This window comes from Anoxybacillus tengchongensis (assembly GCF_014201585.1).
Classification (GTDB): Bacteria; Bacillota; Bacilli; order Bacillales; family Anoxybacillaceae; genus Anoxybacillus; species Anoxybacillus tengchongensis.
Genome location: NZ_JACHES010000010.1, coordinates 26,949 through 50,728, shown reverse-complemented (window position 1 = coordinate 50,728; position 23,780 = coordinate 26,949). Strand labels below are relative to the sequence as shown.

Sequence of the window (23,780 nt, the reverse complement as noted above, 5' to 3'; positions counted from 1 at the left end):
GCTGGTATAATAGATAAAAAGTAGGATTTTTGAAAGGGGGAGAGATAGGTGAAAAGAGCTGTTTCGGTATTTTTAACGCTTCTTTTACTCGTTCCGTTATTCATTCCTGTCATCACTGTACGTGCGAATGACAATATCACATACAATGTTCTTGAAATTGTTAGTCATGCCAATCAATTATCTTCATCACCGTTAAAACAAGAATTAGGGAGCACGTCGAATATCAATGTGACAACGATGACGATGAAACGTTTTGTTGCTTTGCGTGATGAATTAGACGGTAAATATGATGCGATTGTGATTTCGAGTGGCGATTATAACCCGACAAAACTAGGCATGACAACGAGCAGCAATAGAAGTGCATCGCATAATACGACGAATATTTTAAACGATGTGACAGATTTGAAAGCTGGACAAATCAAACAATTTTATATTGACAAAGGATTGCCTGTTTTTCTTCATGACAGCAGCGTAAAAAAGTATCCGACAAGTAAATTGTATAGTTACTCTCAATCCAATGCATGGAAGTCAAAAACAAACGTCATTTTCTTTACAACGAATACGAACATGAAAAACTATTTTGCGACAAATGGCACGAAACGTCCTCATTTTGTGTTAACAAATGCCCCGTCTTCGACACAGGTGTATACAAAAGGAGATACGCTGTCATTTGTATATCAAATTACGAATTATACACAATTTCAAAATAAATTATTGACTGTCAACTTATATATCGACTCTGATTTTAACGACAAATATACGAGTGAAGAAATTGTTGCATCAAAGCAAGTGCAAGGAGCAACAGGAACGATTTCATACACTCTTCCAGCTGGCTATTCTGGACCACGTTATTGGAAAGTAGAAATTGTTGATGAAACAAGCGCGTTAAAAGATTATGAAAAAGGGTTTGTGAAGTTTCAAGATGTTGTTGCCAATATTAAAGTATTACAAATTCGGAAAGGGAACGATGCAAGTTCTTTATTAAATACGAAAAATATGAATCCGAGTTTTTTAAGTCGTACAAATGAATATCATATTAATATTGACGTAACAACATTAGCAGATTTTCAAAAAAGCAAGGTGTACGAACCAAATTATTCACATGAAGTCATTAATGGAAAATATGATATGATTATTTTTGGTTTTGCAGATTGTTATAACGGATGTGGTTCTGTTATTTCTTTAAATCAAAATACCGTTCAATCCGTCAAAAACTTTATTCAATCTGGTCAAAGCGTCATGTTTACACATGATGTGATGTTTGGAGCAAATAACGTATGGGTAAATGAATTCGGTCCGATTGTGCAACAAATTCAACCGCAAACGGATTTAGGAAACGGTGCACCAAATGCATCGACAAGTACAAAACAAGTGAATAGCGGTTTAATGACAAACTATCCATTTGCATTAGGTGACAGCATTACAATCGCAACAACGCACAATCAATATTATACGCTTAATTTAGAAAATGAGAATGTAATCCCTTGGTACAATATTAATGGATCTCCTCGTGATGTACACGATAGCTGGAACCATTATTATACGTATTCCAATGGAAACGTCACATACTCAGGAACAGGGCATGTAGGGACAACATCAGCATTCCCAGAAGATGAACAAAAATTATTTGTCAATACAATGTACCGTGCGTTTTTCGGATCAAACCATGCACCGCAATTAACAGTTATCACACCGAGAGAAAACGAAAAAATTCCGAGCAATCAGCCGATTGAACTCTCGTATAAAGTGGAAGATTTAGACTTAGTAGATCGAACATTTTCTACGAAAGTATGGTTAAACGATCAAGAAGTGTATGCGCAAAACAACGTGCCGAACGGCACAACAATTATTCAATCGCTTCCGCACAATATGCCAAACGGTGGAACAGCGAAAATAAAAATTGAAGCAACAGACGCACGTGGAGCAAAAGTAACGAAAGAATTTCAAGTCGTCATTGAAAAAGTATCGGCAAATATTGAAGTCAGTCGAACAATTTCAAAAACGCTCGCTCCAGTTCATGAGCCGGTGACGATACAATATACACTCACACCAAAACCGTTGTCATTATTAACGAATACGTTGTTAAAAGTGACAAACGTTGCATTTGAAGAAAAATTACCAGCAGGCATTGAAGTCGTTTCTTTACCGAATGGATTTACAAAACAAGGGACAATCACAGAAGGATATACAATTAAAGGAATGTTACCAGACATTTCGTTTGTAAAATCAGGAACAACGTATGTAGCTGAACCACAAACGTTCGTCATTCAAGTAAAGCCAATGACAAAAGGAACGTTCTCACTGTCGCAAGCAAAATTGACGTATAAAGATATTAATACGCAAGTCGTCAATTTGTCATTTAATGCTTTGTCGTTTGTTTCTGATTACAAAATTACAGATGTCACGCTACCAAGTACGATGTTTGTAAATCGTGGCGTGCCGAAAAATGCGCGTTTATTGTTAAACGTTTTGCCACAAGAAGCAACGATCGCCTCAGTGGAGTGGAGCGAAAATAGTAACGGGCAAATCATTTCAATTGATCAAAACGGCGTCATTACCGCATTACAAGAAGGAACAGCACAAGTGACAGCGCGTGTAAAAGATGTGTTCGGTAACGTAAAAACAGCAACGATGACAGTGATCGTACGCATCCCAGTTGATTCGATGACAATAAACGATTTTACTGTTCATGTGGGTGAAACAATTCCAATTCCAATTACCGTATCGCCAGCAGATGCAAAAAAAGCGGTATCTTATTCACTAGGAAATAGCTTGTATGCTGAAGTGAATGGTGCAAACGGCACAATTACCGGATTAAAAGAAGGAGTAACAACGCTAACTATTCAAGCGTTTAACAGAAATGATGAGCTGATTGAAAAAACGGTTACTGTCACCGTTCAAGCCATCCCGGTCACTGCAGTTGTCGTATCACCAACTGTTGTCCATATGAATATCGGTGAAACAACTACTCTCACAGCAACAGTTGCACCAAACAATGCAACGTATAAGACGATTACATGGCGGTCATCGAATCCGAATATCGCTTCGGTTGATGAAAATGGAAAGATTACAGGTGTGAGCACAGGACAAGTGACAATTACCGCGCAAGCGCATAACGGTGTCATTGGAACAGCCGTTGTTCATGTTGGTTCACCGTTAACAGGTATTTCGCTCCCTTCAACGTTCGTTGTGCAAAAAGGAAAAACAATTAATGTATTACCATATATTGCACCAATCCCAGCAAATGCGACGACAAAAATTGTGAGCCGTTCATTTACTATCAGTAATAGTTATTATGCGGTTGTTGATTCAAATGGAGAAGTGACTGCGAAACGTCTCGGTGAAACACCGCTGACGGTAAAATTGATCGATGAAAACGGAAAAGCGTGGACGGCATCAACGGTCATTCGTGTCGTAGAACATGCGACAGATCCAACGAAAGGCGGAAATAAAAACGGCTGGTTGTACTAACGAAGGATGTGAACATGTATGAAAAAAGTGGTGATGCTATTTGTCATCATCAGCTTGTTAAGTGGGTGCTTTCCGTCGCAAGAAGAAAAGCAACAAAAATTTATCCGGGCGATTGAGCAAGGAAACGTTGAAGCAGTGCGCGAATATATGAAAAAAGAAAAAAATATTAATTTCAAAATAAAAAATGAAACACCGCTCGATGTGGCGATGCGTACCGGTCAGCGTGACATTGCGGTAAAACTATTAAAAGCTGGAGGAAAGTCGGCTGTTATGCCGCTTCCTCCCCTTCATTTCGCGCTCGCTTCTTCTTTAGCTCAAGGGAATGAAGAAAATATTGAAATTGTGAAACAAATAGTGAATGAACAGACGGTGCGAGAGAAAGATAAAGAAAATAATACTCCCTTGCATATTGCGGCAGGGAGTGGGAATCTTGCTTTTGTACAACTCGTTTGTCAATACGACGTCGATGTCAATGCGATAAATAAACATGGTGAAACGCCGTTATTGCTTGCGGTGCAGGCTGGAAATATCGATGTTGTTCGCTTTTTATATGAACATGGCGCGAACGTAGAGATCGCAAATAAAGCTGGTGAAACCCCGCTATATAAAGCCGTTGAACGAAATTTTATTGACGTAGCCACATATTTATTAGAGAAAAAAGCAAAGGTAGACGCGCAAACAACCATCGGAAAAACACCGTTAATGGTTGCAGCTGAGTACGGTTACGATAAATTAGTGACGCTCTTGCTTCGCTATGGAGCCGATGTGCAGGTGAAAGACAAAACTGGAAACACCGCACTTTCTCTTGCGCAATATTGGAAACACGAAAACATTATAAAACAGCTAAAGGAAAAAGGAGCCAAGTAGCTCCTTTTTTTCATTGTACCCGTATTTCATCGACAATAACGGCAAGCTGCTTAACAAGCGGTAAACCAAGCCCACGGTTAATAAATACATCTTTATTATGTTTCACGACGAAACGAGCATATTGCTTTTGCTCTTCTTCTGATGATATGAGCATTTGAAACGAAAGATTTGTTCCGCTATCATTCGTTTCACCACGATACGTATTAACGATCAACCCGTTTTCATCTGTGTAAGGAATCATAGAGCTGTTGCCGCGAGCGAATAGCCCTCCTTCAATATTTATATATGATCCGACAGCATAAATCACTGCATTGCTGTCTGTATAGAAAAATCCTTTTAAGTTTGGTGTTGTGAACGAAAAATGGTTTGTAAATTCATTGACACGAGCAATTTCTAGCTCGCCTTTTGTGAGTAACACAACTTCTTTCCCATTTAAGCCGCTAATTGTCGTATTGTAAATGGACGTATTTCCATTGACGTATACGGTAGAATCGAACGCCACTTGTCCTGTAATCGTTAAATTGCCGAGCACAATGATATTTCCTTTCATTTGTAAAGGTAAATTCCCTGCATTTTCTAAAGTCAAGTCACCGTTTACAATGAACCATTGCCCATCGTTTAGAGTTAACGATGTAATATCGAAATACGGAACGGTACTTGTATCAAGGAAAATGGATTTTCCACTGGCAATCGCGCCTTCTAATGCGGTTGGTAAATCGACAGGGTCATTAACGACAACAGTCGCAAATGACGATTTTATTTGTTCGACAAGCTCGGATAATGGTAAAGAAATAAGACTTTGATATTGCGCTTGTTTGCTCAGATCAAATCCATCAATGCCAGCCGCTGATAGTAGTTTGTCTTTTAATGTCAAATCAAAATTTACGTCAATAAAGTCATCTTGTTCTTTTTGAACGCTCGGTCCTTGGTATTGAAACAACAGTGAATCCGATGTAAAATCGTTCATGTTTTTTGTAAATGCAGTTGATACGGTGTAACAACTTCTTGCTCCATTTCCATGATCGCACGCATAACGGTTGCCTTCAACAAACAATATACTTTTTTCACTCGTCGTTGGGAATGTTGTTTGTACGGAATAAAGCGTTGAGTTGTAAATATAGTTAGCAACGTTTGTGACATATATATCTTTTCCCGTGTATATATTGCCGTCAATATATGCTCCGCCATTTAACGTAACGTTCTCACGCGAACCAAGGGCATATTTTAAAAAGCTCGGTGCATTCGTGATAATCACTTCACGTGTGACCGTTTTGCTTCCATATGGGGCGGATATACGAAAAACGCGTGTAAATAGTTTATTGCGCACGATTCCTTTTGCATCGGTAATATCTTCAATTGTGACGCTATGGCGTTCCATGAGTTCACTTAAAAAGCCAGCTTGCGCATTTCCTAAATCGAGATCAAGCTGCGTTGGAGTTGATAACGTTAACTGTTCAACTTTCGCTTTCAGCTCAGCAACCGTTTCTTCTACGTTTTTGACGGCATCGTGAAGCGATGTGACATCTTCTACGCGTACTTGAGTAAATTTTGCTTGATATATGCTGACGGATAAAATCGTAAGTCCAATAATAAAAAAGATAGTGACTGTTAACATAACGAGTACAAGGCTATATCCTTTCTCGTTCATCTCTCTCCCCCCTTTAAAACCCGAATTGTGATTGCAATGTAAACGGTTCAATATATAACGGATCGTCCGGATGGCGATGATCATTGTCTTGAACAGATAAACGAATGGAAATGACACCGCCTTTACATACATTTTGTTGTTCCTGTACGCACGTATAAGTGAACGTTGATTGTTCTGGGACGATGCGTAAATTACTTGATGTGATTTGTTTATCATTTATTTGTAATGTTCCTGTTGCCTCATCTATCTTAATTTGTAACGTTTGTCCTTCTTGTTCTTTTTCTTCGACAAGACCTGTATTTGTATCAATTTCTTTTTTTATGTGATTGACAAACGTTAATGTATGTTCGTTTGATTCATTTTTGTTTAAGCCGTCTGGCGCAAGGGTGTATAGTTCGTTAAAAATCGTTGTCATCAATATATCTGCTTCACTTCGTAATTGACTTTCAATGCCAATTCGTTTATACGCCTTCGTTCCGGCTGTAAATACGCCATATGCAGAAGTAGCAATAATCGATGTGATCGCTAAACCGACAAGTAGTTCAATAAGCGTTAGTCCTCGTTCATTAGCGAATACTTTCATTGGCGATCACCCCTTTTAATACGATCACTTCGTTATTTGAACGGACAGTGACATATAAACGAAGTAAATAGTCGCTTACATTTTCTTTTATATCTTTCTCGTTTTGAATCGTTTGTTTTAAAGGGTCAGGAAATTCGCTTGGCGGGTTTGTTTTTATGTTTGACCATATGGCTTGATCGTATGGAATTAACCAAGCTTGTACGTCTTCTTCGTCATATGTTACGTTGTTAACCGTCGGTGCAAAAACAGCTTGACATACGTTTTCATTAGGAAATAACGATGTATTGGAACATGACGAAGCATCGAAGCGTATAAACGGCGTTTGTTCTGTCATATGGTCATGAACATACGTATTGATCGTTTGGAAATCGAGACGTTCCATATAATGAATAACACCACGAGCGATATTGACGGCAACGGTTTTTGATTGACTATACGCTGTGTATGTCATCGCATGAGTGAAAAACATGAACATGCCGCTCACGACAAATGATAAAATAACAATCGACAATAGTACTTCAATTAACGTGAAGCCACGCCTGTTATAAAAAATATTCATTTTCTTTTGACACATTTTCCTTCCCCTTCTTTTAAAATACATAACTTTATTATACAATATGTTAGAGTTAGGTGTTGTATCATTTGCGAATGGGGGGAACAAGTTGTTATATTTATTTTTCGCTATCTTCTTTCTCATCTTAATCCCCATCTATATTCGGTTGCCTTTTGGATGGACAAAAAAAGGGATCGCAGTTTTATTAACGGTTGCTTGTTTATTAAGCGCCTTTGGCATGATTGTCGTAGAACAATTTCCACTTTGGCAGGCGGCATTATTTCTTTTACTTTTAGTGATTGCTAGCACATATTTACTTGAACAAAAGCTCGGTCATTTATTTTATGCACGTATTCATGAGCACGATTTAATTGTAGTGAACGATGTAGAAGATGAGCAAAAAGAAGAACCGTTATTTATCATAAAAGAAGTGGCGGAAGAAAAGCAGGAAGAAGAACGTGACCTCCAACAAGAACAAACGGAAGAAATGGAATTCGAGTGGCTTGAAAGTAACTGGCCAGAAGAAGTTGAACAACATGTTTCCGTTGAGCCGCTTCGCAATGATGAATACGATCATATCATTGAACCGTTAGCTGAAATGGACGATGTGATTGAGCCGCTACATATAGTGGACAATGACGGTACAGATGTAAATAACGAACATCATGAGATGGACGATGAGCGGTGGGTTAATTTGTTAGACGAAAAAAACGATGTGATGACTGAAACAGAAGAAAATGAATTCCTTAGGGTGGACGAGCTCGCTGTTGTTGACGAGATGACAGATCATTTTGTCGATGAAAAAAATGAAATCGAGACAGTTATAGAACATGATGACATAGTAGATGGACAGCAAAATGAAATGGAAATGATTCCAGTCGTTCAAGGGGATGCGATCGCTAAAAAACAGCAAGATGAAGCGGAAAGCATTCCGAATGTCGAAGAAGCGACTGTGTATGTGGACGAAGAACCGTCTGCATATAATGAAACAATAGCGATAGAAAAAGGTGATGAAGCGATACGTATGCTTCCAAAACCGTTCATGAAAAATTTACTCGCTTCTTTATACACCATGCGTCCGTTATTATCGGACGAGGAATATGAACAGTTGATTCATAAACATTTACATCCTCGTTTACATGAACAAGATTATTATACATTTGCGAATGTATTAATGGAGCATTACGTTGCTTCGAAACAATATGAAAAGCTATATGATGTGGCGAAACAATTGTACGGGCAATATGAGCCTTATCCAATCATTCAACAACAATTAGCGCACATGATTCATTACGCTGAACAAAAAATGGGGTGGAAAAAATGAAAAGTAGTGCACAAGTTATCGGTCTTCCAGTCATTAGCATTCAAACCGGGGTTCAACTTGGACAAGTGAAGTCACTTGTCATAAACCCAGAAAAAGGAACAGTCGACTTTTTAATTGTTGATCAAGAAAATTGGGAAATTAGTATGAAAGCGATTCCGTTTCGAAATGTGATCGGAATTGGGGAATTTGCGGTAACGGTTGAAGAAGAAAGAGCTGTTCTCGATTTAAACGTCATTCCTATTGCGAATGAGCTTGTCAATAAAAAAATCGCGATTAAACAAGCGAAAGTGATGACGAGAAAAGGTCAATTGCTTGGAGAAGCAACAGAATTTTATGTTGACGAAGAGACGGGAGAAATTACAGGTATTGAAGTACAAATCGGCAACGACTCCCGCGTCGTTCGTGCTGATCACGTCATTACATATGGAAAAGATTTATTAATCGTTCATGAAGATGCACAACAAACGCTTGTTTCCGATGTTGATGCGTTATTGTCGCTAAAGGGAACACAAGTACAACCGCTCATTGAACAAATTGCGCCAAAGTCATTTGAAAATGAGATTGATGAACTGCGCAAAAAACAAATCGACATGTTAACAGGAAAGCGAGTATTAAAAGATATTTTTGACGCAAATGGTCAAGTGCTCATTTCAAAAGATACGATTTTAACGAAAGAAGACGTCATGCGTGCGCAAGAAGAAGGCCTAGACGTTGTTATTGAGTTATCTATGAATGTCGAGTAAGGAGGCGTATGCCGTGCGCCGAATCGTTTCATTCAAGCTATTTTTTACGTTACTCATTACCGTTTCATATTTACTTGCTAGTACAAAATTGGCAACGTGGGCGTACGAGTCGTTTGTTAGCAAAGACAAATTTGCCGAAGGAACGATGATCGGACCGATTGACGTATCTAATCGTTCATATGAAGAAGCGCGTGAACAAATGAGTCAAAAAGTGAACGAGTGGAAGCAATCGGCAACGATGACGCTCGTGCTAGAAGGAAAAAAGGTCACGGTACAAACGAATCATTTTACGTTTCATATTGAGGAGAGCATGAAACAAGCGGTGAGCGGAAAGCGCACCCCTCTCCTCGTTTCTGTTGATACGAAAGCATTGCAAGATGCTATTTCTTCGCTTAATGCATCAAGCGACTGGCTCGATGTTGAAAAGATGAAAAAACAATTAGAACAAGCAGCTGCTTCACTTACATCCACTCAACTATCGCTTGTTCAATATGTTCGTGAAGATATGCAACAACAAACGATATTGTCGCAAGCCGTTATTCCTTTACATGAAGAGCTTCGTGCGATGTCGCAAACAACCATTGTCGTTGAACCAAAACAAATGTTTTCCGTTCTAGATTTTTTCAAAAAGCAAGGCATGGGGTTATCAAAGGAAGCAATGACGTTATTTGCGTCAGTTTTATATGAAGCGATTGTACCGACGAACTTTGAAATTGTCGAGCGACATACGAGCACCGTATTGCCAAACGGGGTCAAAGCAGGATTTGAAGCAGCTGTTGAACAAGACAAAAAAGATTTTATTTTCTTTAATCCAAACGATCGAGCATACACTTTTGAGTTGATGATCGAAGGGAATGACATGCGAGCGTCTTTGATCGGTGCTCCATTTATATATCAATACGTATTAAAAACAGATCCTATTGAGTATTATGATCCGAAAACAATTGTGCAATATAGTGCATTGCTGAAGCCGAACGAAAAGCGGGTAAAAGAAGAAGGAAAAAAAGGAATGCTTATTCGCTTATATAAAGAAGTGTACGATCGAAACCGCACATTAGTTGAAACGGTTCTTGTTTCGGAAGATTTTTACCCGCCGATTCATCGTGTGGAAGTGCGTGGATTACGGTCCGAGACAAGTGAGACACCAACACCAAATGAATCATCAACACGAAACGAAACACCTTCAACAGAATCAACAGACCAAGAAGATATATGGGGAAATGAAAACGAGCAAATCAAAGGAAATGAGGATGAGACCTCATGAAGAAGCAAGAGCGAAAACGATTGGGCGATTTGTTAATTGAAGCAGGGCTCATTACGAAAGAACAGCTTGAAGAAACGTTAAAAGAAAAGGCCCCTGGACAAAAGTTAGGCGACGCGTTGTTGCAACGAGGGTACATTACCGAACAACAATTAATTGAAGTATTAGAGTTTCAACTCGGCATCCCACACGTCAGCTTATATCGGTATCCGATTGATCCAAAATTAACGAACCTTGTACCAAAAGAATTTGCGAAACGCAATATGCTCATTCCTTTAAAGCAAGAAGGAGATCGGCTATTTGTCGCTATGGCAGACCCGATGGATTTTTTTGCGATTGACGATTTGCGTTTATCGACCGGTTTTCATATTGAAGTGGCGATCGCATCAAAAGACGATATTTTACGGGCAATTAATAAGTATTACGATATTGACGATTCGGTTGAAGAATTTTTAAACATTGCGCCGGTACAAGAGTCCCGCGAACAAGAGAAACTTGTCGAAGACGACTCACCGATTGTTCGGCTCGTTAATCAAATTTTACAAATGGCTGTAGAACAGCGGGCAAGCGACATTCATATTGACCCACAGGAGACGAAAGTGGTCATTCGTTACCGAATTGACGGAATTTTACGTACAGAACGAGCGTTGCCGAAACATATGCAAGGGATGTTAACGGCACGCATTAAAATTTTAGCAAATATGGATATTACAGAACATCGCGTTCCACAAGATGGGCGTATTAAAATGAATATTGATTTTCATCCGATTGATTTGCGCGTATCGACGTTGCCGACAATTTACGGTGAAAAAATTGTTATGCGCGTGCTTGATTTAGGCGCGGCATTAAATGATTTAAATAAACTCGGATTTAATAAAGTAAACTTGCAACGGTTTATTCAGCTCATTGAACAGCCGACGGGCATCGTGTTAATTACGGGACCGACGGGTTCAGGAAAATCATCGACACTTTATGCAGCATTGAATCGGTTAAACGGTGAACATGTGAACATTATTACAATTGAAGATCCTGTCGAATATCAGCTTGAAGGGGTGAACCAAATTCAAGTGAATCCAAATGTCGGGATGACATTTGCAGAAGGATTGCGCTCTATTTTACGGCAAGACCCGAACATTATTATGGTCGGGGAGATTCGTGATCGCGAAACGGCGGAAGTCGCCATTCGTGCATCTTTAACGGGGCATCTTGTGTTAAGTACGTTGCACACAAACGACGCATTAAGCACGGTGGCTCGTTTAATTGATATGGGCGTTGAACCGTTTTTAGTTGCGACATCACTTTCAGGAGTGGTTTCACAACGTCTCGTGCGTCGTGTTTGTCGCGATTGTCAAGCAGAACACGAACCGACGAAGCGAGAAATAGATATTTTTGCACGGCGCGGTTTGAAAATTGAGAAAGTGATGCGCGGACGAGGCTGTCCGACGTGCAATATGACCGGATATAAAGGACGTATTGCATTACATGAGTTAATGGTCATGTCTGATGACATGAGAAAAGTCATTTTAAATGGAGAACCGCTTTCGAAATTACGTGAATTAGCAATAAAAAATAAAATGATTTTTTTAATTGATGATGGTCTATTAAAAGTAAAGCAAGGGCTGACGACAACAGAAGAAGTGTTGCGCGTAAGTATTGGCTAGGGTGATGAAGATGAAACAAAAAGTAGATGCGATGTTGCGTACTGCATTTGAGTTAAAAGCATCTGATATTCATTTGACGGTCGGTATTCCCCCTATTTTTCGCATCAATGGAGATTTGAAGCGATATGGGCAAGACGTATTGTCACCAACTGATACGGAACAAATGGCAAAAGCGATCGTTCCTGAAAAGATGTGGTCTTATTTTGAAGAAAACGGGGAATTAGATTTGTCGTATAGCCTCGCGGGCGTTTCGCGCTTTCGTGTTAACGTGTTTAAACAACGAGGCTGCATCTCGCTTGCTATCCGTATTGTGCCGACAAAAATTCCGACGCTTGACGAATTGCAACTACCAGATGTGTTAAAAAAGATGGTAACAAAACCTCAAGGACTCATTCTTGTCACAGGACCAACGGGAAGCGGAAAATCGACGACGTTAGCCGCGATGATTGACTATATGAATAAAACGATGCGTAAACATATTATTACACTTGAAGATCCGATTGAATATGTGCATAAGCACGGAGGATGTGTCATTGATCAACGCGAAGTTGGGACGGATACGAACAATTTCGCAAACGGTTTGCGGGCAGCACTTCGGCAAGATCCGGACGTCATTTTAGTCGGCGAAATGCGCGATTTAGAAACGATTCAAACAGCAATTACCGCTGCAGAAACAGGACATCTCGTATTCGGTACACTTCATACATCGAGTGCGCCTGCAACCATTGATCGAATCATTGACGTATTTCAACCAGAACAGCAAGCACAAATTCGTATTCAATTAGCAACAGTTTTAGTTGCGATTATTTCACAACGATTATTTCCACGCGCGCAAAAAAATGGGCGAATTGCGGCGACAGAAATTTTAATAAACAATGCAGCTGTTGCCAATTTAATTCGCAACGGGAAAATTCATCAAATTCCAAGCGTCATGCAAACAAACCGCGCGCTTGGTATGCATACGCTTGAGGCAAGCATTAAAGAGCTTGTGCAGCAAGGATTGATCGCAAAAGAATCGGTCGAGCCGTACTTGCAGGAAGGATGATAAACATGGCGCAATTTCGCTATGAAGCGCGCGATGTGCGCGGGCGGGTGAAAAAAGGAACGATGGTTGCTTCGTCGCGACGAGATGTCATGATGAAACTGCGTGAACAACGATTAAAAGTCATTGATGTGCGTGAAATCCCCCAGACGTTATTAACAAAAGAAATTACGTTTGGTAATCCCGTCAAACTACAACATTTCGTCATTTATTTGCGTCAATTTGCAACGCTTTTAAAGGCAGGAGTAACGATTGTTGACGCCACTCGTATTTTAGCCGAACAAACGGAAAGCAAAGCGTTAAAAAAAGCGCTTGTTCACATTGAAGAACAATTAAGAAGCGGTCAACCGTTATCTACAGCGATGACCGATCACCCAAACATTTTTCCTCCGCTCGTTATTAATATGATTCGGGCGGGAGAAGCGAGCGGAAGTATGGAAGAAACGCTTGAGAGGCTTGCTGATCATTTTGAAAAAGTGCATCGGACACGCCAAAAAATTGTTTCCGCTTTGGCATATCCTGTTGTTGTTGGAATCATTGCGGTCATCGTTGTCATCTTTTTGCTAGTTAGTGTCGTACCGACGTTTGTTTCGATGTTTGCGGATTTCGGGGCGGAGTTGCCAGCGATTACGAAGTTTGTGCTACGTGCAAGTGAAGTGATGCAAACGTACTGGTGGGGCGTTATTTTACTCATGTTTAGCCTATACGGGTTGCTTTTTTTATTAAAAAGACAAAAAACGACGAAATATTATTTGGATGTTATCGTGCTGCGTATGCCAATTTTCGGCAGTATGCTGCAAAAAGCAGTGCTTGCTCGCATGACGCGTACATTAAGTTCCCTTTTTTCAAGCGCTGTCCCTATTTTACAGGCGCTTGCGATCGTTGAAGCGGTCGTTGAAAACGAAGTCGTCGCTCGCGTCATTCGTACATCGCGTGATGCGCTCGAGCGCGGAGAATCGTTAACGGAACCTATGAAGCGACATTGGGCGTTTCCTCCGCTCGTGACGCAAATGATTGCGATTGGAGAACAAACAGGTTCATTAGATGCGATGCTTGCGAAAGTTGCTGACTTTTACGAAGCAGAAGTCGAAGCGGCGACCGATCGGTTAAAATCATTAATCGAGCCGTTGATGATTGTGTTGCTCGCTAGCGTCGTCGGGACAATCGTCACATCCATTTTAGTCCCGATGTTTGATATATTTAATCATATTCAACAATAAAACTAGTACTTTTCAACTAGATGATTGATCGTGTAAAATAATTAAAGAAAACAAAAAATTGCAAAGGAGAGGAATTATGTTAAAGAAATTGATTCGCAATGAGAAAGGTTTAACGCTAATCGAGTTGTTGGCAGTGATCGTTATTTTAGGAATTATTGCTGCCATTGCTATTCCGAGTATTGGGGCAATTATTGATAATTCGAAAAAAGACGCTCATATCGCCAACGCTAAACAGCTTGTTAATGCAGCAAGAATAGCTGTTACAGCCGACGCTGCAAATGCAGCCAAAACATCATTCACAATGAAAGAATTAGTTGAAGGTGGATACTTAGAAAAGACGCCGAAGTCACCTGGGGATAAAGATGAATATGATCCAGATAACTGCAAAGTTTTCGTTACAAAGAATCAAACAACAGGAAACTTCAGCTATGAAGTTGAGCTGGTTGATAAAGGAAATCCAGCACATAAGTATATCGGAAAGAAAAACGTAGATGATTTAAAGAGAAGTGATGTTAAGCTTGAATAGTGTATTACCTATTTCTTTCCTCCTTGGTCTTCTTCTCGGCTCGTTTTATAACGTTGTCGGGCTAAGGGTGCCGAAAGGGGAGTCGATTGTTGCGCCGCGTTCGCATTGTCCATCTTGTAAGCGAACGTTGACAGCGTTAGAGTTAATTCCGGTCGTTTCGTATATGTTGCAAAAAGGGAAATGTCGCGCGTGTTGTGCGCGCATTTCCTTTGTTTATCCGTTCGTTGAGCTGTCCACGGCTATATTGTTTACGCTCGCTCCATTTCTTGTCGGTTGGTCAGCGGAAGTAGCCGTTAGTTGGACGCTCATTTCTTTATTCGTTATTATTTTCGTTTCTGATGTGCATTATATGATTATTCCAGACCGTGTTTTATTATTTTTTGCGCCACTTCTTTTCATTGAGCGCATATGGCTTGTGCCGCTTACTCCTTGGTGGGATAGTTTGCTTGGTAGTTTTGTTGGATTGATGATGTTGTTTCTTATTGCTCTTGTGAGTAAAGGTGGAATGGGTGGTGGAGATATTAAACTATTTGCAGTGATCGGTTTGGCGCTTGGGGTAAAATTAACGATTTTAGCGTTCTTTTTATCGACGTTCGTTGGAACGATGTTTGGTCTGATTGGCATGGCAATAGGGCGTGTGAAGCGTGGCGAACCGATGCCATTTGGACCAGCCATTGTTGTTGGTACACTGATCGCCTATTTTTTTGGTGAAGCGATGATTGATATGTATGTAAAGGCTATGATGTAAGGAGAACAAACTATGCGGCTTTTTTCGATGAAAAATAAAGTGGGCAACATTGTCATAAAAGATCACGTCATTCGCTATGTAGAGTTAAAACAACAACAACCGCTCATATGGCATACATGCGAGGAATGGCCGCTTCCAGAAGGGATTGTGCGCGACGGGAAAATTGCTGATGAAGAGCAACTTGCTCACATTATGGAGCAATGTGTCGATATGTGGAACATAAAACGTCGTCGCGTCCGTTTTCTCGTGCCTGATCCGCTTATCGTCATTCGTAAAATTCCATTACCGAAAGAAATTGAGCATGAAGATATACGCAGTTATTTATTTATGGAAATTGGTGCGACCATTCCACTTCCGTTTGAAGATGCCGTATTTGATTATGCGGTGCTTGAGAAAACGAAAGAAGCACTTCACGTTTTACTATTTGCAGCTCCGGAAGCAAACGTGATGCAATATGCGGAGCTGTTTGAAGCAGTTAAGTTAAAACCGATTGTAGCAGATATTTCTCCGCTTAGTTTGTATCGCTTATTTTACACGTTTGATTTAGCGAACGACGTCGATCACTTTTTATTTGTTCAATTTGATTTATCATCGTTAAATGTCAGTGTCTTTCATCAGCATCGTCCGATATTTACTCGTCAGTTAGCGTTTGATTCACAATGGACATATTGGGAAAAAACGAATGAAGGATGGAAATGGTTAAAAGAAGGACAACCTGAACGTCAACTTGAAGATGTATACAAAGAGCTAGAGCGTGTTATGAATTTTTATCGTTTTTCACTACAAAAAGGCGAGGCGCAAATTACGCGTATCGTTATGATTGGCGATCATCCGCTCATTCATACGTTTTCCCACTTATTACAAGAGCGGCTTGATGTGGCGGTGGAAACGTTAACGTTGCCGCTTTCGATCGACCCTGCTTACTACTTACCAATTGGACTCGGATTAAAAGAGGGTAATGCACATGTTAGTAGAAATTAACTTACTCCCAAAGCGAGAACGGAAATCGCGCTTCATTCCGCTTTTATCAATTGTGGTGGCGGTCTTATTCATTGTTAGTGCAATAACATTTTATTTCATTGTCCAGCGCATGGAACAGCAAATTGAGCAATTGAAAACGGAGCTCGATCAAACGAAAGCGCTGCGCATCGCTGAAGAAGAAAAACAAAAAACAGCAACGAACGCATCTGTCGGAGTCCAATTACAAGAAGCGATTCAATGGGCAGAACAATATCCGATTCATACGGTCGCGCTGTTGCATGAATTTATTGAACGGTTGCCTGAGCGCGGCTTTTTAATCAATGTTTCGTATGCCCGCGATGGGGCCATTCAATTAACGACTCAATTTGATACAACACGTGAAAGCGCCGCCTATTTACAAGCGTTAAAAGATGCATCGTTTATCGCTGATGTGAAACTGACGAGTTTAACCGCAACAGAAGGAAAGACGGAAGAAGAAGGAACAATGCCACGATATATCGGTCAATTTTCTATTCAATTAAACATGGAAGAATGGAAAAAACAGCAACAAGGAGGGGGAACATGAGAAAAACTTTAATGATCAGCCTCTCTCTCTTGTTGTTTGTGTTACTATCATTTGCGCTTTATATGTATGTATATAAACCGCTCGATGATCGCCGGGAGCAATTACAAACAGAATTACAAACGGAAAAAAAGTTGTTACAAACGTTACAAAGTAAACAAACGTCGGGCGAATTACGCACGAGCATCGTCGAACTACAAAAACGTATTCCTGTTCAACCGTTTGTTGAACAATTTTTATTAGACATTGAAAAAGCAGAGGTCGTCTCAAATAGTGAGGTATTGTCGCTTACTTTTCAAGAAGGAGAAAATGTTGAAGGACCTCCAACGCCGATTCAAAAATTGACAGTCAATCTATCTGTTCGTTCTCCTTCCTATTTTGCACTCGAACAATTTATCGATGTGTTAGAGCGATCAAAGCGCATCGTTTCAGTTGATTTTTTATCGTTCACAGGATATGAAGAATGGACGACAGTCACCGATGAAGTGCCAGAACTGTCTTATTCTCTTACGGTTTCAACGTTTTATGCACCAGAGTTGCGCCAATGGATTGAGCAATTGCCACCGCTTGATTTACCGCAACCGAGCGAAAAGCGAAATCCGTTTCCTTCATTAACGGAACAATAAAGGGGTCGGTCGGATGCAAGATGAACGGGGAATGACGCTGATCGAACTGTTAGCTGTCATCGTCATTTTAAGTATTTTAGTCATGATTGCGACTGTGTCTGTCGTTGAGGTCATTAAAAAGTCGCGCGATCAAGCGTTTGTTGCGAATGCGTATACGCTGTATGAAGCGGCACGGCTTCATGTTGGTGCGCAAAAAGTCGAGTTTTTAACGCCGAATCAAAGCGAAACGTTGACGTACAAACAATTAGTCGATGATGGGGTTCTTGAAGGGATGATAGATCCATACACATCGAAACGTTTGCCACCAAATGATGATTCGTATGTCATTGTGACAAAGCAAAGTGACGGTACAATCACATATGCTGTTTGTTTAAAAGGGGAAACGAAGCAAATTTGTAAAGAAGGTGGTATACCAGTTGACCAATTGTCGGTAAATGATATTCAAGAGCGATAGTGCGAAATTTGACGAAAACCTTCCACGACGAGACGACAAATGTCTCGTTTTTTTTTTCTTTTTTTATGTTACGATGGGCGAAGAATGACAGCGGGAGGGAAAAAAATGGACAAGCCAGCGAAAAAAGCGATCGTGATTAAAGTGAACGGAAAAGAGCAACCGTACACGACTGCGATGAGCACGTTACCGCAATGGTCAAGTGAGCAAAATGAGGAACAAAGCGAAGAACAACATGATTTCATTGAATGGGATAAACAATATAAAACAAAACGATCACCTTGGCGTTCGTTTGCGTTTGCGATTGCTTTAGCTATCGTTCTTGGGACAAGCTTCGGGTTATTTGTGTTAACGATCATTCCAACAACAGAAAGTAAACCGGCATCGACAGCAACGTTACAACAAGAGCAAAAAACGGCAGTGTCGAGTGCACAAATAACGGAGGCGGTTTTTGTCGTTCAAGGAGGAGCGTTTCAAGACGACGAAGCAGCGAGTGCATATGTACAAAAAATAGAAGCACAACATCGTCCGAGTGTTACGGTTGGAAAAAATCCTGTTTACGTGTTTTTAGGGATGGCATTGACAAAAGAAGAAGCGAAACAAATGGCAAGATTATATGAACCGCTCGGAATTGACACATACGTGAAACCGTGGAATGTATCCATCGATGAAAAAGAAAAAGAAGCGTTTTTTACGATCGTTTCTTTTATTAGCAAGTTGCTAGCTGGGCAACAACTTGTTAATGAACAGTGGAAACAGCTACAGTCGTATTCGTTTCATAACGAACATATGAAAAAAGCGTATGAAGCGCTTCAAACTTTTCAACAAACAAACGATGACGCACAACTATGGAAAGCACAACAATATATATTAAACGTTTTACAATAAGAAGCGATTTGCTTCTTTTTTTCTTTGTCGAACCGTTGTATATTGTGTATAAATTTGGTACGATACAAGTGTATCTTCCTTGAAACAAACGCTCATGACAGAAAGGTGATGACGATGCAACTTGTATTAGCTTCTAGTTCTCCTCGCCGTAAACAACTTCTTCGTATGCTTGGACTTCCGTTTGACATCCTCGTCAGCGATGTCGATGAATCATTTGATGCGAACTTATCCCCAAATGAAATTGTACAACAGCTCGCGTATAAAAAAGCAAATGCGGTATGGCAACAAGCAAGTGATGCGTGCGTCATCGGTGCTGATACGATTGTCGTATGTGAAGGAGAAGTGCTTGGAAAGCCAGCAAATGAACAAGACGCCTTTCGGATGTTAAAACGTTTATCCGGAACGACACATGAAGTGTGGACAGGTGTAGCGATTTGTACAGCAAAAGAGTGCGTGACGTTTGCTGAAAAAACGAACGTTACATTTTGGCCGCTTTCAGATGAAGACATTTGGGCGTATATTGCGACAAAGGAGCCGCTTGATAAAGCGGGGGCATATGGCATTCAACAGCGCGGGGCACTTTTTGTTCAAAAAATTGACGGCGATTATTTTTCTGTTGTTGGTTTGCCGGTCGCAAAACTCGCTCGCGAATTAAAAAAATTCGGATTTTATCCATTTCGTTAAAAAAAGGTTAAAATAGAGGGGGGAACGTATGCTTATTCGTCATGTTCCGCCCGATGAACGCCCGCGTGAACGCTTGCTTTCTGAAGGACCGCAAAGCTTATCAAATCAAGAATTGTTAGCTATTTTGCTTCGCACGGGGACGAAACAATATTCCGTTCTCACGCTCGCACAACATTTACTCACCCATTTCGAAGGACTCCGCCAGCTAAAAGATGCGACCATTGAAGAAATGACAAGCATTAAAGGCATTGGAAAAACAAAAGCGATTCAAATTATTGCAGCACTTGAACTCGGTCGGCGTGTGCATCAACTTCAATACGATGATCGCTACGTCATTCGCTCGCCAGAAGACGGTGCGCGTTATGTCATGGAAGATATGCGTTTTTTAAGCCAAGAACATTTCGTTGTGTTATATTTAAATACGAAAAACCAAGTGATGCATAAAAAAACAGTATTCATTGGCAGTTTAAATGCGTCGATCGTTCATCCGCGCGAAGTGTATAAAGAAGCGATTAAACGTTCGGCAGCGTCCATTATTTGTATTCATAATCATCCGTCAGGGGACCCAACGCCGAGCCGTGAAGATATTGAAGTGACGCGTAGGCTCGTGGAGTGCGGTCGTCTCGTCGGCATTGAGTTGCTTGACCATTTAATTATTGGCGACAAAACATATGTAAGCTTAAAAGAAAAAGGATATGTGTAAATCATTCTCTTTTCACTGCAATTACGTTATAATAAATGTCATGAGTTTTTGAAAGTATTTTGTTTCAGAAAGGAAGATACGAATATGTTTGGCATTGGATCAAGAGATCTCGGAATAGATTTAGGTACTGCAAATACGCTTGTATACGTCAAAGGAAAAGGAATTGTTTTGCGCGAGCCTTCTGTTGTCGCACTTCAAAAAGATACGAAACAAATTGTAGCTGTTGGAAATGAAGCAAAACAAATGATCGGACGTACGCCAGGAAATGTTGTTGCACTTCGTCCAATGAAAGATGGGGTTATTGCAGATTACGAAACGACAGCAATTATGATGAAATACTACATTAAACAAGCAACAAAAAATAGCGGACTGTTTGCTGGAAAGCCATACGTCATGGTGTGCGTACCGTCAGGAATTACGGCAGTAGAAGAGCGCGCAGTCATCGACGCAACGAGACAAGCAGGGGCTCGCGATGCTTATACGATCGAAGAACCGTTTGCAGCCGCGATCGGCGCGAATTTGCCTGTATGGGAGCCAACAGGGAGCATGGTTGTTGACATCGGGGGTGGCACAACGGAAGTCGCTGTTATTTCTTTAGGTGGCATTGTGACAAGCCAGTCGATTCGCGTTGCTGGTGATGAAATGGATGAAGCAATTATCCAATATATTCGCAAAACGTACAATTTAATGATCGGAGAGCGTACAGCGGAAGCGATTAAAGTTGAAATTGGTTCAGCAGGAAATCCTGAAGGAATCGGAAGCATGGAAATTCGCGGTCGTGACTTATTAACTGGCTTGCCAAAAACGATTGAAATCCATGCGGAAGAAATTGCTGAAGCGCTGCGTGATACCGTATATGCGATTGTTGATTCCGTGAAAAATACGCTAGAAAAAACGCCGCCGGAGCTTGCTGCCGACATTATGGATCGTGGAATCGTTTTAACCGGTGGGGGAGCGTTGCTACGGAATTTAGATAAAGTCATTAGCCAAGAAACGAACATGCCAGTCATTATTGCTGAAAATCCGCTTGATTGCGTCGCAATCGGTACAGGAAAAGCGCTTGATCATATTCATTTATTTAAAAATAAAGCGCGAGACCATCGCTAATGTGTAAGAAGGTGTTCTCATGCCGAAGTTTTTCTTAAATAAACGGCTCATTATATTGCTTGTCAGCATCATGGTTCTCGTCGCCTTGATCGGCTTTTCATTGAAAGAACGAAACGAATTAAGTTGGATGGAAAAGTTTGTGAAAGACACCGTTGTTTTTATGCAATCGATCGTGCATAAGCCCGCACAGTTTGTTGCGGGCTTCTTTGAAAATGTGAATGATTTGCGCCATACATATGAAGAGAACAAGCGTTTAAAAGAACATTTAGAGCAATACGTTCTTTTGCAATCAGAAGTGGAGTCACTAAAGAAAGAAAACGAACGTTTGCGTGAACTTTTGAATAAAAAAGAAAGTTTACGTGACTTTGTTGCTATTCAAGCGACAGTCATTGGGCGCAATCCAGATCGTTGGGAAGAGACGTTAATTGTCAATAAAGGGTCGCAGCACGGTGTGAAAAAAGATATGGCTGTTATTACACCTCAAGGGTTAATCGGCAAAGTGCGTAGCGTCTCCCCATTTAGCGCAACGGTGCAACTGCTGAGCGCAAAAGATCGACAAAACCGTATTTCCGCATTTATTCAAGGAGATGAAAACGTATTCGGTTTAATAGAAGGATACGATGAAGAGAGAGAAGCGTTGCTACTAAAGCGTATTCCGTATGATGCAAAAATAGAAAAAGGGCAGCGCGTATTTACATCAGGACTTGGTGGGATTTTTCCAAAAGGATTGTTTATCGGAGAAGTTGAAGAAGTCGTTGCGGATGAGTACGGGCTTACACAAATTGCCTATATCAAGCCAGCAGCGAATTTTTATGACATTGATGATGTGATCATTGTGAAACGAAAAATTGAGATGTCGCAAGAGGAGGAAGGACAATGAGCCGCTTGTTTCTTCCTTCCCTTGTGACCGTTATGTTTTTATTAGAAAGCATTATTGTTCAATTGTTTTCACAGCCATTATTTGATGTTTATTTGCTCGTGCCGCGTATGTTGCTCGTTTTAATCGTGTTTATTACGATTTTTATTGGACAAACAGAAGGAATGACGTACGGATTCATCTTCGGTCTATTATACGATGTAGCATATACGGAACTATTAGGTGCTTATGCCTTTGCCTTTTCGCTCATTGCTTATTTAATTGCAAAAGCGATGAACGTTTTGCATAAAAACGCATGGACGGCTTCTTTTTTTGCCATTGTGGCGATCGCATGTGTGGAGTGGTACGCATACGCCATTCAACTCGTTATTGGTGGAACGACTATGTCTGTTCAAACGTTTTTTCAGGCACGCTTTTTACCAACGTTGTTTATTCATACAATTGTCATTTTGATCATCGCCTATCTGCTAAAGCAAACGTTGTTAAAGTGGCATGAGAAGCGGGATGAATCGTCGCCAGTGTGAAGGAATACAAAAAAAATGCGGAGAAATATTTATTGAGGTGAAAGTCGTGGCTGGCAAGGAGAAAAGAGCATATGTGTCGATGAAAGGGACGAAAGAAGGGTTGACGTTGCATCTTGATGATACGTGCGCCTATGACGAACTATTAAAACAAGTGGACGAATTGTTGATGACGACAACTCGAGATGAGGAAGGTCCGCTTGTTGCGGTGCACGTGCATGTTGGCAACCGATATTTGACGCGTGAACAAGAAGAAAGATTGCGCGATGTCATCCGAATGAAAAAAAATTTAATTGTGCACTCGATTGTAAGCAATGTGATGACGAAACAAGAGGCGTTGGAGTGGAAAAAGAAAAATGAAATTGTGTCTGTTGCGAAAATCGTTCGTTCTGGACAAGTGCTACATATCGATGGGGACTTGCTTTTAATCGGTGATGTGAATCCTGGCGGAACCGTCATTGCGACAGGAAATATTTTTGTGTTGGGGGCGTTACGCGGCATTGCTCATGCAGGGTATGATGGAAATCGCCAAGCGATCATTGCTGCTTCAGTCATGAAGCCAACACAGTTGCGCATTAGCGATGTGATGAATCGAGCACCAGACTATCGTACCGACGAAGGAAATGAAATGGAGTGTGCTTATATTGACGAACATGATCAAATTGTTGTCGATCGACTCCAACTATTAATGCATTTACGTCCGCATTTAACTCGGTTAGAAGGGAGTTTTTGA

General features: G+C 40.6%; 24 protein-coding genes. 21 read left to right on the top strand and 3 right to left on the bottom strand.

Features of this window, described 5'->3' with window-relative positions:
• Positions 1 to 48: 48 nt before the first annotated feature.
• Positions 49 to 3,471 (top strand): Ig-like domain-containing protein, encoded by a 3,423-nt coding sequence (locus HNQ82_RS11140; RefSeq protein WP_183249650.1) that lies wholly within the window; start codon positions 49 to 51, stop codon positions 3,469 to 3,471.
• A gap of 18 nt (positions 3,472 to 3,489) precedes the next feature.
• A complete protein-coding gene (locus HNQ82_RS11135) occupies positions 3,490 to 4,338 on the top strand; it encodes an ankyrin repeat domain-containing protein (protein WP_183249648.1) in 849 nt (282 codons plus the stop codon).
• 10 nt (positions 4,339 to 4,348) lie between these two features.
• Here the strand turns inward: HNQ82_RS11135 and HNQ82_RS11130 are convergent, their stop codons facing one another.
• Genes HNQ82_RS11130 through HNQ82_RS11120 form a run of 3 tightly spaced genes read right to left on the bottom strand, consistent with a single transcriptional unit; the run spans position 4,349 to position 7,143 of the window.
• Positions 4,349 to 5,986 (bottom strand): hypothetical protein, encoded by a 1,638-nt coding sequence (locus HNQ82_RS11130; RefSeq protein ID WP_183249646.1) that lies wholly within the window; start codon positions 5,984 to 5,986, stop codon positions 4,349 to 4,351.
• Between the two features lie 13 nt (positions 5,987 to 5,999).
• A complete protein-coding gene (locus HNQ82_RS11125) occupies positions 6,000 to 6,569 on the bottom strand; it encodes a PulJ/GspJ family protein (protein WP_183249644.1) in 570 nt (189 codons plus the stop codon).
• Positions 6,553 to 7,143, bottom strand: coding sequence for a type IV pilus modification PilV family protein (locus tag HNQ82_RS11120; RefSeq protein WP_183249642.1), 591 nt, complete (start codon positions 7,141 to 7,143; stop codon positions 6,553 to 6,555). Before HNQ82_RS11120 ends, HNQ82_RS11125 begins: the two co-directional genes overlap by 17 nt.
• 88 nt (positions 7,144 to 7,231) lie before the next feature.
• Here HNQ82_RS11120 and HNQ82_RS11115 point away from each other — a divergent pair, with 88 nt between their 5' ends.
• The 19 genes from HNQ82_RS11115 (at position 7,232) to minC (ending at position 23,780) form a co-directional block, all read left to right on the top strand.
• Complete coding sequence (locus HNQ82_RS11115; RefSeq protein ID WP_183249640.1) at positions 7,232 to 8,446, top strand: hypothetical protein; 1,215 nt, start codon at positions 7,232 to 7,234, stop codon at positions 8,444 to 8,446.
• Positions 8,443 to 9,189 carry a PRC-barrel domain-containing protein gene (locus HNQ82_RS11110; protein WP_183249638.1) on the top strand — a complete coding sequence of 249 codons (747 nt, stop codon included), beginning with the start codon at positions 8,443 to 8,445 and terminating at the stop codon, positions 9,187 to 9,189. Before HNQ82_RS11115 ends, HNQ82_RS11110 begins: the two co-directional genes overlap by 4 nt.
• A gap of 13 nt (positions 9,190 to 9,202) precedes the next feature.
• Positions 9,203 to 10,453 (top strand): VanW family protein, encoded by a 1,251-nt coding sequence (locus HNQ82_RS11105; RefSeq protein ID WP_183249636.1) that lies wholly within the window; start codon positions 9,203 to 9,205, stop codon positions 10,451 to 10,453.
• Positions 10,450 to 12,111, top strand: coding sequence for a GspE/PulE family protein (locus tag HNQ82_RS11100; RefSeq protein ID WP_183249633.1), 1,662 nt, complete (start codon positions 10,450 to 10,452; stop codon positions 12,109 to 12,111). The genes HNQ82_RS11105 and HNQ82_RS11100 overlap by 4 nt, the downstream gene beginning before the upstream one ends.
• A 10-nt stretch (positions 12,112 to 12,121) precedes the next feature.
• Positions 12,122 to 13,156, top strand: a complete 1,035-nt coding sequence (locus tag HNQ82_RS11095; RefSeq protein WP_183249631.1) for a type IV pilus twitching motility protein PilT — start codon at positions 12,122 to 12,124, stop codon at positions 13,154 to 13,156.
• 5 nt (positions 13,157 to 13,161) lie between these two features.
• Positions 13,162 to 14,373 (top strand): type II secretion system F family protein, encoded by a 1,212-nt coding sequence (locus tag HNQ82_RS11090; RefSeq protein WP_183249629.1) that lies wholly within the window; start codon positions 13,162 to 13,164, stop codon positions 14,371 to 14,373.
• 76 nt (positions 14,374 to 14,449) lie between these two features.
• A complete protein-coding gene (locus HNQ82_RS11085; RefSeq protein WP_183249626.1) occupies positions 14,450 to 14,899 on the top strand; it encodes a prepilin-type N-terminal cleavage/methylation domain-containing protein in 450 nt (149 codons plus the stop codon).
• Positions 14,883 to 15,647, top strand: a complete 765-nt coding sequence (locus HNQ82_RS11080; protein ID WP_183249624.1) for a prepilin peptidase — start codon at positions 14,883 to 14,885, stop codon at positions 15,645 to 15,647. The genes HNQ82_RS11085 and HNQ82_RS11080 overlap by 17 nt, the downstream gene beginning before the upstream one ends.
• A 12-nt stretch (positions 15,648 to 15,659) precedes the next feature.
• Complete coding sequence (gene pilM / locus HNQ82_RS11075; protein ID WP_183249622.1) at positions 15,660 to 16,628, top strand: type IV pilus biogenesis protein PilM; 969 nt, start codon at positions 15,660 to 15,662, stop codon at positions 16,626 to 16,628.
• The gene (locus HNQ82_RS11070) at positions 16,612 to 17,193 is read left to right on the top strand and encodes a PilN domain-containing protein (protein ID WP_183249620.1); all 582 of its coding nucleotides are present in this window, start codon (positions 16,612 to 16,614) and stop codon (positions 17,191 to 17,193) included. The genes pilM and HNQ82_RS11070 overlap by 17 nt, the downstream gene beginning before the upstream one ends.
• Complete coding sequence (locus tag HNQ82_RS11065) at positions 17,190 to 17,816, top strand: type 4a pilus biogenesis protein PilO (RefSeq protein WP_183249618.1); 627 nt, start codon at positions 17,190 to 17,192, stop codon at positions 17,814 to 17,816. The genes HNQ82_RS11070 and HNQ82_RS11065 overlap by 4 nt, the downstream gene beginning before the upstream one ends.
• 13 nt (positions 17,817 to 17,829) lie before the next feature.
• Positions 17,830 to 18,270, top strand: coding sequence for a type IV pilin protein (locus tag HNQ82_RS11060; protein ID WP_183249616.1), 441 nt, complete (start codon positions 17,830 to 17,832; stop codon positions 18,268 to 18,270).
• Positions 18,271 to 18,375: 105 nt separating this feature from the next.
• Positions 18,376 to 19,155, top strand: coding sequence for an SPOR domain-containing protein (locus tag HNQ82_RS11055; RefSeq protein WP_183249614.1), 780 nt, complete (start codon positions 18,376 to 18,378; stop codon positions 19,153 to 19,155).
• 114 nt (positions 19,156 to 19,269) lie between these two features.
• Positions 19,270 to 19,839, top strand: a complete 570-nt coding sequence (locus HNQ82_RS11050) for a Maf family protein (protein WP_183249612.1) — start codon at positions 19,270 to 19,272, stop codon at positions 19,837 to 19,839.
• Between the two features lie 28 nt (positions 19,840 to 19,867).
• Positions 19,868 to 20,542: a RadC family protein gene (radC, locus tag HNQ82_RS11045; protein ID WP_006320431.1), complete on the top strand. Its 675-nt coding sequence runs from the start codon at positions 19,868 to 19,870 to the stop codon at positions 20,540 to 20,542.
• Positions 20,543 to 20,626: 84 nt separating this feature from the next.
• Positions 20,627 to 21,649 (top strand): rod shape-determining protein, encoded by a 1,023-nt coding sequence (locus tag HNQ82_RS11040; protein WP_006320433.1) that lies wholly within the window; start codon positions 20,627 to 20,629, stop codon positions 21,647 to 21,649.
• Between the two features lie 19 nt (positions 21,650 to 21,668).
• The gene (gene mreC / locus HNQ82_RS11035; protein ID WP_032100213.1) at positions 21,669 to 22,529 is read left to right on the top strand and encodes a rod shape-determining protein MreC; all 861 of its coding nucleotides are present in this window, start codon (positions 21,669 to 21,671) and stop codon (positions 22,527 to 22,529) included.
• Positions 22,526 to 23,050 carry a rod shape-determining protein MreD gene (mreD, locus tag HNQ82_RS11030; RefSeq protein ID WP_183249609.1) on the top strand — a complete coding sequence of 175 codons (525 nt, stop codon included), beginning with the start codon at positions 22,526 to 22,528 and terminating at the stop codon, positions 23,048 to 23,050. Before mreC ends, mreD begins: the two co-directional genes overlap by 4 nt.
• Before the next feature lie 79 nt (positions 23,051 to 23,129).
• A complete protein-coding gene (gene minC, locus HNQ82_RS11025; RefSeq protein ID WP_221261142.1) occupies positions 23,130 to 23,780 on the top strand; it encodes a septum site-determining protein MinC in 651 nt (216 codons plus the stop codon).

Bases quoted from the DNA above. Each gene is read 5' to 3' on its own strand.
- HNQ82_RS11135 (WP_183249648.1), top strand. From the start codon at position 3,490: ATGAAAAAAGTGGTGATGCTATTTGTCATCATCAGCTTGTTAAGTGGG.
- HNQ82_RS11130 (WP_183249646.1), bottom strand. From the start codon at position 5,986: ATGAACGAGAAAGGATATAGCCTTGTACTCGTTATGTTAACAGTCACT.
- HNQ82_RS11125 (WP_183249644.1), bottom strand. From the start codon at position 6,569: ATGAAAGTATTCGCTAATGAACGAGGACTAACGCTTATTGAACTACTT.
- HNQ82_RS11120 (WP_183249642.1), bottom strand. From the start codon at position 7,143: ATGTGTCAAAAGAAAATGAATATTTTTTATAACAGGCGTGGCTTCACG.
- HNQ82_RS11110 (WP_183249638.1), top strand. From the start codon at position 8,443: ATGAAAAGTAGTGCACAAGTTATCGGTCTTCCAGTCATTAGCATTCAA.
- HNQ82_RS11100 (WP_183249633.1), top strand. From the start codon at position 10,450: ATGAAGAAGCAAGAGCGAAAACGATTGGGCGATTTGTTAATTGAAGCA.
- HNQ82_RS11095 (WP_183249631.1), top strand. From the start codon at position 12,122: ATGAAACAAAAAGTAGATGCGATGTTGCGTACTGCATTTGAGTTAAAA.
- HNQ82_RS11090 (WP_183249629.1), top strand. From the start codon at position 13,162: ATGGCGCAATTTCGCTATGAAGCGCGCGATGTGCGCGGGCGGGTGAAA.
- HNQ82_RS11085 (WP_183249626.1), top strand. From the start codon at position 14,450: ATGTTAAAGAAATTGATTCGCAATGAGAAAGGTTTAACGCTAATCGAG.
- HNQ82_RS11080 (WP_183249624.1), top strand. From the start codon at position 14,883: ATGTTAAGCTTGAATAGTGTATTACCTATTTCTTTCCTCCTTGGTCTT.
- pilM (WP_183249622.1), top strand. From the start codon at position 15,660: ATGCGGCTTTTTTCGATGAAAAATAAAGTGGGCAACATTGTCATAAAA.
- HNQ82_RS11070 (WP_183249620.1), top strand. From the start codon at position 16,612: ATGTTAGTAGAAATTAACTTACTCCCAAAGCGAGAACGGAAATCGCGC.
- HNQ82_RS11065 (WP_183249618.1), top strand. From the start codon at position 17,190: ATGAGAAAAACTTTAATGATCAGCCTCTCTCTCTTGTTGTTTGTGTTA.
- HNQ82_RS11060 (WP_183249616.1), top strand. From the start codon at position 17,830: ATGCAAGATGAACGGGGAATGACGCTGATCGAACTGTTAGCTGTCATC.
- HNQ82_RS11055 (WP_183249614.1), top strand. From the start codon at position 18,376: ATGGACAAGCCAGCGAAAAAAGCGATCGTGATTAAAGTGAACGGAAAA.
- HNQ82_RS11050 (WP_183249612.1), top strand. From the start codon at position 19,270: ATGCAACTTGTATTAGCTTCTAGTTCTCCTCGCCGTAAACAACTTCTT.
- radC (WP_006320431.1), top strand. From the start codon at position 19,868: ATGCTTATTCGTCATGTTCCGCCCGATGAACGCCCGCGTGAACGCTTG.
- HNQ82_RS11040 (WP_006320433.1), top strand. From the start codon at position 20,627: ATGTTTGGCATTGGATCAAGAGATCTCGGAATAGATTTAGGTACTGCA.
- mreC (WP_032100213.1), top strand. From the start codon at position 21,669: ATGCCGAAGTTTTTCTTAAATAAACGGCTCATTATATTGCTTGTCAGC.
- mreD (WP_183249609.1), top strand. From the start codon at position 22,526: ATGAGCCGCTTGTTTCTTCCTTCCCTTGTGACCGTTATGTTTTTATTA.
- minC (WP_221261142.1), top strand. From the start codon at position 23,130: ATGAAAGGGACGAAAGAAGGGTTGACGTTGCATCTTGATGATACGTGC.